Origin of the sequence: Enterococcus thailandicus (assembly GCF_001886265.1) — a bacterium.
GTDB classification, from domain to species: domain Bacteria; phylum Bacillota; class Bacilli; order Lactobacillales; family Enterococcaceae; genus Enterococcus_B; species Enterococcus_B thailandicus.
In genome coordinates this window covers 130,519-142,012 of record NZ_JXLE01000007.1, presented here as the reverse complement: position 1 = coordinate 142,012, position 11,494 = coordinate 130,519, and the positions used below count along the sequence as shown (strand labels likewise).

The 11,494-nt window shown below is 38.3% G+C and carries 9 protein-coding genes and 2 pseudogenes; 1 reads left to right on the top strand and 10 read right to left on the bottom strand.

Annotated features, from left to right (window positions below; all coding sequences use genetic code 11):
* Nucleotides 1-404: pseudogene (locus RV17_RS06910) on the top strand (helix-turn-helix domain-containing protein); the annotation flags it as partial.
* A gap of 796 nt (nucleotides 405-1,200) precedes the next feature.
* On the opposite strand, the pseudogene RV17_RS13780 reads toward RV17_RS06910, so the two are convergent.
* From RV17_RS13780 to RV17_RS06855, 10 genes and pseudogenes are all read right to left on the bottom strand, one after another.
* Nucleotides 1,201-1,436, bottom strand: a pseudogene (locus RV17_RS13780) (hypothetical protein).
* Nucleotides 1,420-1,617 (bottom strand): accessory gene regulator B family protein, encoded by a 198-nt coding sequence (locus RV17_RS13815; protein ID WP_071868827.1) that lies wholly within the window; start codon nucleotides 1,615-1,617, stop codon nucleotides 1,420-1,422. Before RV17_RS13815 ends, RV17_RS13780 begins: the two are co-directional and overlap by 17 nt.
* 137 nt (nucleotides 1,618-1,754) lie before the next feature.
* Entirely contained in the window at nucleotides 1,755-2,633 is an 879-nt protein-coding gene (locus RV17_RS06890; protein WP_025477583.1) for an ROK family protein, read from the bottom strand.
* 38 nt (nucleotides 2,634-2,671) lie between these two features.
* Nucleotides 2,672-3,790 carry a glycoside hydrolase family 172 protein gene (locus tag RV17_RS06885; protein ID WP_002295018.1) on the bottom strand — a complete coding sequence of 373 codons (1,119 nt, stop codon included), beginning with the start codon at nucleotides 3,788-3,790 and terminating at the stop codon, nucleotides 2,672-2,674.
* Nucleotides 3,787-5,886 carry a hypothetical protein gene (locus tag RV17_RS06880; protein WP_002295016.1) on the bottom strand — a complete coding sequence of 700 codons (2,100 nt, stop codon included), beginning with the start codon at nucleotides 5,884-5,886 and terminating at the stop codon, nucleotides 3,787-3,789. The genes RV17_RS06885 and RV17_RS06880 overlap by 4 nt, the downstream gene beginning before the upstream one ends.
* Before the next feature lie 49 nt (nucleotides 5,887-5,935).
* The gene (locus RV17_RS06875; protein ID WP_002295014.1) at nucleotides 5,936-6,757 is read right to left on the bottom strand and encodes a PTS system mannose/fructose/sorbose family transporter subunit IID; all 822 of its coding nucleotides are present in this window, start codon (nucleotides 6,755-6,757) and stop codon (nucleotides 5,936-5,938) included.
* Entirely contained in the window at nucleotides 6,754-7,563 is an 810-nt protein-coding gene (locus RV17_RS06870) for a PTS sugar transporter subunit IIC (protein WP_002295012.1), read from the bottom strand. The genes RV17_RS06875 and RV17_RS06870 overlap by 4 nt, the downstream gene beginning before the upstream one ends.
* A 20-nt stretch (nucleotides 7,564-7,583) precedes the next feature.
* Entirely contained in the window at nucleotides 7,584-8,078 is a 495-nt protein-coding gene (locus tag RV17_RS06865) for a PTS sugar transporter subunit IIB (RefSeq protein ID WP_002287026.1), read from the bottom strand.
* Nucleotides 8,079-8,089: 11 nt separating this feature from the next.
* Entirely contained in the window at nucleotides 8,090-8,590 is a 501-nt protein-coding gene (locus RV17_RS06860) for a PTS sugar transporter subunit IIA (protein ID WP_256664972.1), read from the bottom strand.
* A gap of 64 nt (nucleotides 8,591-8,654) precedes the next feature.
* Entirely contained in the window at nucleotides 8,655-11,351 is a 2,697-nt protein-coding gene (locus RV17_RS06855; protein WP_071868826.1) for a sigma 54-interacting transcriptional regulator, read from the bottom strand.
* Nucleotides 11,352-11,494 lie beyond the last annotated feature (143 nt).

The window sequence follows — 11,494 nt, the reverse complement described above, 5'->3', positions numbered from 1 at the left end:
ATGAGAAAAAGCAGCTTTACCTTGGTTCAACCAATTTTGGTAAAGAAGCGCAACTCTATTTACACCATGATAATCAAAATCATATTCTGCACATGATGCCCTTTACCTTCTCAAACTTTAGTGTGGATCGCTTACTCGTTTATTTAGCAAATCAAGAATCCTATTCCTATTTTGGGAAACATTTGCCAAAGAAACTAGTTGAAAAAGCCATTCTTTTATACTCGATCAATCAATCAACCGGAGATGTGCGAATTGCCCCGTTGGTCTATTCAAAAGAAACAGCTTCTTATCAGTACACAGAGGACAATCAATATCTACTAGAACAACAATATCTTTATCTGCCATTCGTGATGGAAGTCGAGAAAGAACGTCTGTTAAACGCAGCGTATCCATCATCAAAATAAGGTGACAAGATTGATAAGCACGTGACAAAGAAAATACTGCTAGGACACTCCCCAATGGGTAGTTGTCACAGTTTCCTGTTCTTTGTTAGCCCCCTGTTAGAACCGGGGGCTTTATTCCTGCAGTCCGGCTACGCCTTCCTGCAATAGACAAAACTCCAGATCGGGTAATTCGCTTGTGGCGAAACCCGACCTGGAGTTTGTCTCTGTATTTTGAACCCTAACAATTAACCAAACTGACTGATATTCCCATAATCAGTGCGAAATAAGCCATTCAGTCCAGCTTTCCTACCTATCCCTCTGGTTAGTTCTTATTCCTTTTCCGAAAGGGATAAATGATTGGCTAAATCTGTGTACATTTCAACCTTCAAAAATGTTTTCGAAATATTTCATCAGCACATGTCATACAAATTACCGGTGCGTTCTCAAATTCTAGTTCTTTAATTGATTTCAATTGAGGAGCAGTTACTTTTGGCGGAAATTTCCATTTTGTCCAAACCTCTTCCCCCGTTGAAATTTCTTTGTTGCAATTATTGCAATGAAAAGTTTTCGTTTCAAAAATATAAATAATTGCTTTATCCAATAAAAGCTTTCTACTTCTCAAATTATTTTTCTCTAATAAGAAAAACAGAAAAGTAATAAGGTACAACAGTGATGATTCCCAATGAAGAACAAACCATAATAATATTTTTCTAACTTATCCCCTTCAAGGAAATAATTTCTTTTTTTTCACTAAAATAAAGAATTTCTTGCAAAAAATAGAAACTACAAAATTATCAATCATTTCAAGGTAATATAACTACCTGAGTTTATTATCGATTAAAATGCTAAGCTAACTACATTTGCAAGAGAAGCGAGAGTTAAAGGTAAATATAGAATTTCTACTTTTTTAGCAATAGAAATAGGAATAAAATATTTAAAATGTATAGAAACTTTCTTTTTTTTTCTTGCTATCTTTTTATAATCACAACTCTCGATAATAGAATTACGATTTATTTTATACGGCTGAAAAAATCTATCACCAAAAAAATTCAAACATTAAGCCAAGGATTATGAAGTCAACATTTCGAAAAATGAACATACATTGGTAAGCAACTATAACTATTACCACAGACATAAAGTAACACAATATATTACTATTTAAGTGTACGCCACCAGTGAATATCCTCAAGGTATACAGCGCACAACAAAAAGAAAAAAGGAAACGCAGAAGCATTTCCTTTCAGTGATTTAATGAAAACAACACGATTTGACTTAGAGCCTTTTTATTTGAATTCATTTTCGCTTTATCCAACTTCATTTGATTACTCGGTTAAATACTTTTGACATGAGTATCAATGAAACATTCATTAATTATGGTTGCTTATTTCTTACTGCTTTTCTGGCCAATGCTAATCCGCCGATTATTCCGGCATTATCACCTAATTCGGGCGTAATAATGTAGCTATCAATTGGTGGTATTTCAACATATCCATTTATAAGCTCAACAAATTTATCCTGAACTTTTTTCTTCATGTGTTCTTGTTTCATTACACCACCGCCAAAAATAATTCTATCTGGCGAAAACATCAGTGTTGTATTGTATGCACATTGGGCAAGGTAAAAGGCTTCAATCTGCCAAAACGAATCGTCAGCCAATAAATTCTGGCCTTTTACACCCAACCGTTTTTCAATCGCTGGTCCTGCTGCCATCCCCTCTAAACAATCTTGATGGAAGGGACAGTTTCCTGAAAAATTGTCCTTTGGATGTCGCTTGATCAACATATGACCCATTTCCGGATGACTGAATCCCTCCACGAAAGTCCCATTGAGCAAGGCACCACCTCCTATACCTGTTCCCACAGTGAAATATGCAACACTTGCTAACCCTTTGCCAGAACCAGCAACATATTCACCATAGCAAGCCGCATTAACATCTGTTGTCCATTCAATCGGAATATTGAAATGTTGCTTTAGCGTTCCTACAAAATTGAAATTTTGCCAAGCAAGTTTTGGTGTTGATGTGATATGACCGAAACTCGTTGATTTGCATTGAACATCAATTGGACCAAAGCAGCCGACCCCGATGCCTGCCAATTGTTCCTTAAAAGGTTTAAAAAAATCAATGACCTGCTTCATTGTTTCAACTGGAGTTGTTGTGGGAAAACTGACTCTTTCCAAAATCGTTAATTCCTCAGTACCGACTGCACAGACAAATTTAGTCCCTCCAGCTTCAATTGCCCCATATATCATCATAGGTTCCTCCCTTCGAATATGTGAAAAACACTTCATTAACGCGGCAAGCGTTCTCGATCAGTGAAATGACGTTTAGTATTTCCTGAAGCTTCTGTTGAATACCAGTAAGCGACACTAGCAACATCGTCTTGCCGCTCAAATAAGCGAACATCATCGTTGCCGATTTGTTGTAAAGTGACCGATAAATCTTCGGTAAAACAGATGGGGTCTTGAAGATGCCAACGATAAAGACCATGTCGTGGCATTGCGTCGTCACCAAAGGCATGAACGGCATTCAATTTTCCCGTTTCAAAACGATCTCTTGTGGCATCTCTATTTGATTGGTAAGGATACCCTAAAAAGGCTGTTGAATAGTTTTTCGCATGTGGACGTCCGAACTCATCGTACTCATGAAAGGCCCACGCCCCGCCAAAATAATCTTCTGAACCTGTTGAGGTTACGGTCGGATACTCACTATCCCCATCAATGTAGAATTTAAACTCGCCTTCGCCCCACCAATAACGTTCTAGGCAGGTAAGCGCAAGGTAAGTACCCACGTAATAGCCTTGGCCCTTTAATCGATCAATTAACTTATAATCCTCCTGTAATTTGGTAATGCGTTCCCGATGCCAATTTGCGTGAAAATATAGGCTATTTTCTTCCAATTCGTCCACCAAAGCGTAATTTATCGTATAAAAAAATGAGGACATATCCTTCGGATGTAAATTCTCGATCGTAATTTTAGCGGATGTTTGGAAAGGCATTTCGAAATAGGAATTAAAGCCCCCCGTAGGATTAACCACTATCGGCAACGAGTTCACCTCGCAACGCTCTCCAAACCCATTACAAAAGAAATCCCCTAAAGGACTTTCAACAGCAGGGCTATCCGACCCATCCCAATAAATTCTTAAGATTAAATCACGTAAAACAAAACTGCCAAATTCTGTTCGATCACGAATCGTCATCCACATATGACGAATTATTCCCGTTCCAGTAATATCCGCAATCACAGTTTCTTCACCAGAAGTCAGCGGAATTGCGCCACGACCTTTGCGGCTTGGTCCTAGCCCGCTTGGCAACATCGCAGCTTTACCTTTCTCGCCTGTTGGATTTTCGGGAGTGATTGCTCGACTCTGGATTTTTTTAAATTGGGTAATATTTTTTAGTATACTCATCTTTTTCTCCTTTGAATGTGAATCGTTTTTCCCTTTTCTACGTGAAGAATTTTTTTCGTATCACTTATTTTCAATGGCTTTTCTGACAAATTTAAAATACTCAACTCGGATTGCGTACATTCAATCGAAATGAAGGCTTGACCGAACTTTAAATTTTTCCAAGAAAACGTTAAATTATCAACAGGATCAATTTGCAATACTCCTTTTTTGAATTTCAATCCGAAATATTGACTGATCATTGTACTGACAAAAAGGCCCGATGCCCAGCCGCATTTGCCGCAGCCAAAGTCTCGCACGACTTCTCCTTGTTTAGCCTCTAAGCGATACGGCCACCACCACCATGAACCGTCTAAATCTGCCAAACAAATCAGCTCCTCTAATCGGGTTGCGAAGGCTTGATGGTTGTGCAGATCACTCATTAAAACAGTGATAAAGCCTGGAAAAGTGGCGCCGGATTCTAATCCCCAAGTGATGCCTTTGATTTCCTCGCTATAGGTTGGATTGAAAGAACTAGCAGAAAAGGTCATGGTGTTCTGATATAAAGGATCTTTATTATCTAAAAATTGATAAAAAGGCATCAACGTAGTGTCTGATTCTTCTCCATCATGCATCAATAAATTGATTTTCCCATCCACAATCACATCACTTAAAAAGATTAACCCTTGCTCAAGAATCGGTTTTTGATAGTTCTTCACTGAATAGGTTGTTTTCTCCTCATCACCGATCCCCTCCAAAAATTGCTCCCCAAAAGTACCATCTATGGTCATTTGTTTACAAATTGATTCCTTTAGTTTACAGGCGATGTTTTTGTATCGCTTGCTAAGACTCAGTTGTTCTAGGACTTCAAAAATTTCTGCAAGTCCACTACAGGCCTTCCAAAGACAAAGATTGCTGCCGGTATGATACTTTCCAAGTGCAAAGGCGTCTGATAACCAAACAGATGGAAAAAGCATTGGTTCCCCTGACCGACGTTGAGCTAATATGTCCTCAATAATTCTTGAAGCATTCAGTAGAACCTGCGGATACCGCTCAAAGAATTTTGTATCCCCAGTATGTTCAAAATAAAGACTAGCCAGTAACGCACTGGATAACGAATTACTCAGAGAATGATTGATACCTCCTGTAAATTTTGAACCAGGAAACTTAACGCCATATTGATCAAACCATAGAACCGTTTTTTGACATAACTCCGGTTCAAACATGGTGAATGGCAATGATGCGTAATACATATCCTTATTCCAAATTCGATTAGTAGCAGGATAGCTGCCCCAATTGCTGCCGACGACCTGTCCCTGTCGATTCATACCGAAACTAGAAAAGCTTTGATAAAGTGCACGACGATAGAGATGGACAACTCTATCGTCTGGCATTGACAGCTGCCCAAATAGCTGAGCAAAATAGTTCAGTGTTTCCTTCAGCCATTTTTCGATATCAGATTCCTGAAAAGTCATTACTTCTTCAAAAGCATTTGGGTCCACAAAAGCAATGGCGAAGCTTGCCACTTCCTGTTGTGCGATCGTGTCCTTATTTCCTTTTTGAGAAATCAACACATTTTGCTGATCCGAATACTTCTCTTGATACAAAGGCACATCTTTCACTGAAACTTGAAGGCTTTCGTGTGTTTCATTCACAATGTAAACCTGTTGAACAAGCATACTTAAACGCTTATTAGCCAGTATGGGAGCAAAGGATACTACAATGACCTTAAACGTCGAATAATGATGAATATATCTAGGCAAACAGTCTTGAATCACATCGACTTCAATACGATGATCCGATTCTGACAAATGGTAGACAATCCCGTTTACTTCAACCTTTAAGGATAACGAATTGGTTTGAGAGAGCTGTTTATTGACCCAAACACCTGGTTTTTCCTCAGTTAGTAAATTTTCTCGATAAAAGGTCAACGTTTGAATCGTCCCGCAAACATCAAGGTTTGCTAATGTCTTTTGATTACTTACATCAAAGGTCAATCCCTTTACATCAGGGATATTTCGATAGTAGCTGTATTCGTTTGAGGTAGTCACAATTCCGTCGTTTAACTCGGTATTAAACAATGGATGCTTTGGAGAATGAATTACTTCATTAATAGTCATCTTTTCCCTCCTTGCTAAAAAACTGCAGCTACTAGGCTGCAGCTTTCTACTATGCGATTCCAAGTAATGACAATAAAATTCCCAACACGACCATTCCAAAAATAATTTTGATGACGCCGACTTTTTTATCTAGTAATTTGAAACAGCCCAATGTTACCAATAAAGGTACAATTCCTTTAAAAATACTATCGAGGATTTCTTGGACATTCATTAGCTCTTCGCCCTTCATTGAAAAGCTCAAAACGGTATTGAATTTGACCATACTGATCGTCATTGCGCCTACCATGATCAGACCCAAGATACTAGCAGCTTTTGTCAGAATTTCAATTAACCCGTTCGCATACAGCTTTTCAATATATTTAGAGCCTAATGAATAGCCTAAAACGCCGCCATAGTATCGCATCAAGTAATTAGGTATATTGAACATAACTAAAAAGATAATTGGTGCCAAAATATTTCCGGCATTGGCTAAGTTGATCGCTAGTCCCGCGGTAACGACACGCCAAACTCCCCAGAACAATGAATCGCCAATTCCAGCCAATGGTCCCATCAAACTCGTTTTGATCGCGTTGATACTTTCCACGTCAAAACCAGCTTTTTCAGAATTTTCCTTCTCCATCGATGCCGCAATCCCCATGACAAAGGACGCGCAAGGAATGGTCGTCGAAAAATACTGTGTATGACGCTCCAGCGCCGCAGCTCGATCTTCTTCACTTTTGTAGAAATGATTAATGAAGGGCATCATAGAATAGGCGAAACCACCGCCGCCCATCGTCACCGGATTCACCGAAGCATACATGGTCATCGAGCGCCAAAACATCTTTCGAACCAATTTTTTCTCATCTTTAGAAATTCCATCAGCTAATTTCATTGAAAGAAATCCTCCTCTTCTTGGTCAAGCGTTGCATTTACAGCAGCATCGCTTTGAACTGCATGAACAGATATATTTTTTAGTTGTAGATCTCTTTGGGCTATAACAATTGCAATAATCGTTCCAACTGCGGCAATTGCAATCAATGGTAACTCGAGATACGCCATAACAACGGCCCCAAAGAAAAACCACACAGCAATATTTTTACTCCAAAGCATCCGTAACAGCATCGCCATCCCAACTGCCGGCAGCAGATTTCCAGCGACTGTTAATCCGTTCATGATGACCTCTGGAATATTATCCAAGACGCTTTTGACAACATCTGCTCCAAATAAAACGGCAAAAAATGGAATAAGAGCATAAAGCGCATAGTGGACAAACCACATAAAGAAGTGCAGATTGATGATTCCTTTTTGATCACCAGATTTTGCAAATTTGAAAAATTTAGCAGCCATCGGTCCACATACAAAAGAAAAAATCATATTCATTAACTGTAATCCTAATACTGCTAGTGGAAAGACAATGGGAATAATCGCATCCACGTTTCCTCCCATTTTGATTGCGAACGCTGTAGCCAGCCCAGCAGCCAAAGAAGGCTCCGCCGTACTAGAGATTCCGATATTGACGACACCCATAAAGATGGCTTCTAGTGACGCCCCGACAATCAACCCCGTCTGCAAATCCCCCATCAACGCTCCTACTAACGGAGCAACAACAATCGGACGACTCAGCATGGACATCCCGAACATTTCATGTCCAGCAACTCCAATAAAAACGGCCAAAGCGACTACAAATGCATCATACATAATTTTTCTCCTTCCTTTTTCTAAAAATCACTCAAAATAGAGATAGCTGAACGTTTTTCCATCGCCGGTGTAGGCTGAAAAACGGTATCTGGATAAAGTTCAACTAATTCTTTTAAGTCTTGAATTTCTGACGTCGTTAACATCACTTCCTTTGATAAGGTTTTCTTATCTTCCGATGGCGGTGTCATTTTCCCAGCATTCCCCACGTTCATTAATTCGATTTCCGTTGGGAAAGCTTTCGCAACTTTTACCGCATCTTTGACATTAGGGACTAAAACCATCAAGCGCATGTCCTTCGCCCGCGGATCTTTTAACAAATGAATCGCGTCATCAACTGTTTTAATAATGACTTTGACATTCGATGGTGCAGCCATCTTCAATGTCATCTTTTGAATATCGTTGGTAGCCGCCTCATCGCTTGCTACTACTAACCCGGTTAAATTTAGACTCTTTGTCCAAGTCATCGCTACTTGTCCATGAATTAATCGTTCATCAATTCGCACTGCTTTAATCATTTTTCTTCCTCCTAAAAAAAATCTTCCTCTTCATTTACTACATGTACCTCATCAAGAATGGTCATCTTTAATTCCTGTTGGCATTTATTTACCAGTTCCTGAATATCCTCCTTTGTTAATTCCTTGGTTGCCAATACTATTTCGAGCAGAATTGGCAGATTAAAGCCAGACAAAATAGTTACAGCAATCTCTTTCTCCAAAAAGGTTTTGGTAATCTTCTGATTGACACTTCCGCCAAATAAATCGGTAAAAACAAAAATCTGATCCTGCTCATTCACCTGGTTTACAAATACATTCAACTCCTGTTCAAAATCACACTCATCCACATAAGCATTAATCACCGTAATCTCTTGAACCTTCCCCGTCAGTAATTGAATACTGCTAAGAAAGCCTGAAGCTAAGTGACCGTGAGTCGCTATTAGAATTTTCTTCATATGGTTAATTCCTTTCTTTCTGTTCACTTTTATATAAGCAATTCCTGTGCCAACTTTTAAAAACATTGGTTTAATCACGTTAATTCACATTAAAAAAAGTGTCTAACCTAAAAAAAACAGATTAGACACTTTTTTAGACACTTTATTTTTGAATATACGGTCCTAATAATTCATAGAGCAGCGAAAGCTCATAAGCATTGACTTTAAAATTATATTTCATCTCCATTGATTGAAAAATACTTCTAGAAACATAATAAAACTCATCTTCATCTGGTTTCAAATCATAATTCGGTTCTTCAGATTTTTCTGTCCGAGCCAAGAATAAACGTTCCATCATCAATGCCGTATGCATATAGAGATTTAGTTTTACACGGCCATTTAAAGTGAAATGATAGTAATTTTCATATTTAGAAATGACTGTTTCCACTTCACTCATCACGATCGTTGGGTTCAGAAAGTTCAAACGGTCCGCAATTCCTTCCAACGAAAAGAATTTTACTAGCTCCTGAATCAAGCGGTTAAATTCTGCCGGCTTCATTTCAGGACTCAAAATATGCTTCAAATTGGCTGCTCCATCACCGTCTAAGATGTCATAAACATTAATATTAGAAATTGAAAAGGAACGTGGAAGATCCGAAGTCGTGATGACCAATTTTGTCTTGTCAAAATAAGTTTCATCATTTTGGTCGATTAATTCACGTAGTTCTCTGTAGTCCTTCGTGAAAACTTCGATGGATTCATCCGATAAATGATGACGAAAAACATCTTTCAATTTGTCCGAAATCCCCAAACCCGACATACAGGAAATGATAATGTTGCTACTTTGAGAAAAGCCTTCAAAGTATTGAACATTGATTGAATACTTGTCTGCTGCATCCTCCGCAATCTGTTTAAATGGCGCATTCATCGTCATCTTCAAGCCAATATCAAGTGCAATGGAAGTCGTCAAATTATTCAGAAGAAGTAACTCCCCTTTTAAATCGTTCTTGATCTGTGTGTAAATTTGATTTAAAGAGCCCATATCTACGATCAGCACTAGACTATCTGTATTCACTTGCCTTTTCACGAAATTCCTTGTCGATTCGACAATCTCTGACACATTACTCTCTACTGGCATATCCAACGCTTCAAAAACATAATTGCCGCATAATTGATTCACTACTGCTTGAATGCTGCTAGCCGTACTATCTCCGTGAGCAAGCAACAGGCCCTTCAGCTCGATGGATTCATCTACATAATCAGATAAAGTCACGACAATAAGCAGTCTTAGAAAGTTCTCGTCCTTTTCTGAGAGCGGTGGTAAATGCTCCAAGAACTGATTACATAAGTAAGTCGTCCGAGGTAGATTTGCAGCTAATGTACGATTTATCCCGGTTAAGTCTGTCTTATAGCTTGGGGAAATGACATAGGATCTGCTAATAATTTCTGCAACAGGTCCACTCGTCGTCAATCCGTACGTTTTTCCTAAAACGGATACCCAGACCTTTCTAAACATCTGAATCATCAATTTTCTACTCATTGATAAAAAAGAATCCTTATCAATGTGATGCACCAAATGCTGTACTTCATTCTTTATCGAAGAAAAATTTTCATTGAAATTACCTTCATTTATCAACTGAGTAATTTTTTCCAAAATCGAATCATAATCAAACGGTTTGATTCGATCCGTTTTTATCTTTTGATTTTTCTTTATCAATAAACTAGCAATCGGCAAGCTTTCTATCTCGGATTCCAGCATATTTAACTGAATCAAGATCTCATTTTTCCCAATCGTTAATGGTTCTTCTTGTGTTCGACTATACACATCCGCACAACTGATTTTAATGATATTCTTCAGCTTACCAATATTCCCACTAAAGGGATGAGATAACATTAAAGACAAGGCTTCTCTTGAAACAATAATATCTTTTTGTAAAACATCCGCTTCATTTTGAAAAAATAATTGAATCAGCTCTAATCGTTCTCGAATAGGGCGATCTTCAAAAGTTGGCAACATAACACTAATTTGAATACGCCGATCAAAGGTGTCTAATAAATAATCTTCACCTTTTTCCGTCGTGGCGAAAATAAAACGAACCTTAGCAGAATGCCAATTTACATTTTCACCGACTGGACGATAGTTTCCAGTATCAATAAATAGAAAGAGCTTTTCTTGATTTTCTTTCGATAAGCGATGGACCTCATCGAGAAAAAGATAGCCGTTGTTGGCCGTTGCCAATAAACCATTGGTATCCTTTTCAGCCCCCGTAAAGGCCCCCTTCTTGTATCCAAACAGTGTTGCCGAAAGCAGTTCGGGATTGTCCGCATAATCGGCACAGTTTAAGATAGCAAATGGTGCATCTTCTTCAATAATTTGCTCATGGATAGCGTATTCAAAAATTTTTGTGGCTAAAAAACTTTTTCCAACACCCGTGGCTCCATTTATTAATACACTGAGTCCGTTAGGCGGATATTTGACAGCGGCTATACATTTTTGAATGACCTCTCTCAGACTTCCGTCATGACCAACTACAGAATGAAAGGCTTCGTTTATTTGCTCCGTATTATCTACAACCGCATATTCATCTAAAGGCTTCCACAAAACAGGCTTTCCCGGTAATTTCTCGACCTTTTTATCTTCCACTAATCTCGTCAAATAATGGCTGGCATTCTGACGAGAGATACCTAGATTCTTCGAAATTTTCTCGGCAGTGACAGAAGACATATTCCCTGTTAGTCGTATCAGCTCATCAAAAACTCGATCTTTAGCGCTCTTTTTCATTTTTTCCTCCAGTTTAATGTGTCTAAAAGCATAATAAACTGTCGGCTGCAATATGTCTATTCTATATTTGTATTCCAATTTTTACTTTGAAACACAAATAGTCGAATATTTGCCTCAGATATCTGACAAAATAATTTATCTACCAATTTAGTTTTTATCTAATATGATTTTTATGTTTTTTCATAGCTACAAATATTGAACTGGATTCATATATTAGTTTT

Excerpts from the sequence above, each read along its gene's own strand:
- RV17_RS13815 (WP_071868827.1), bottom strand. The coding sequence starts at position 1,617 with ATGCTTCTGCGTTTCCTTTTTTCTTTTTGTTGTGCGCTGTATACCTTG.
- RV17_RS06890 (WP_025477583.1), bottom strand. The coding sequence starts at position 2,633 with ATGATATATGGGGCAATTGAAGCTGGAGGGACTAAATTTGTCTGTGCA.
- RV17_RS06885 (WP_002295018.1), bottom strand. The coding sequence starts at position 3,790 with ATGAGTATACTAAAAAATATTACCCAATTTAAAAAAATCCAGAGTCGA.
- RV17_RS06880 (WP_002295016.1), bottom strand. The coding sequence starts at position 5,886 with ATGACTATTAATGAAGTAATTCATTCTCCAAAGCATCCATTGTTTAAT.
- RV17_RS06875 (WP_002295014.1), bottom strand. The coding sequence starts at position 6,757 with ATGAAATTAGCTGATGGAATTTCTAAAGATGAGAAAAAATTGGTTCGA.
- RV17_RS06870 (WP_002295012.1), bottom strand. The coding sequence starts at position 7,563 with ATGTATGATGCATTTGTAGTCGCTTTGGCCGTTTTTATTGGAGTTGCT.
- RV17_RS06865 (WP_002287026.1), bottom strand. The coding sequence starts at position 8,078 with ATGATTAAAGCAGTGCGAATTGATGAACGATTAATTCATGGACAAGTA.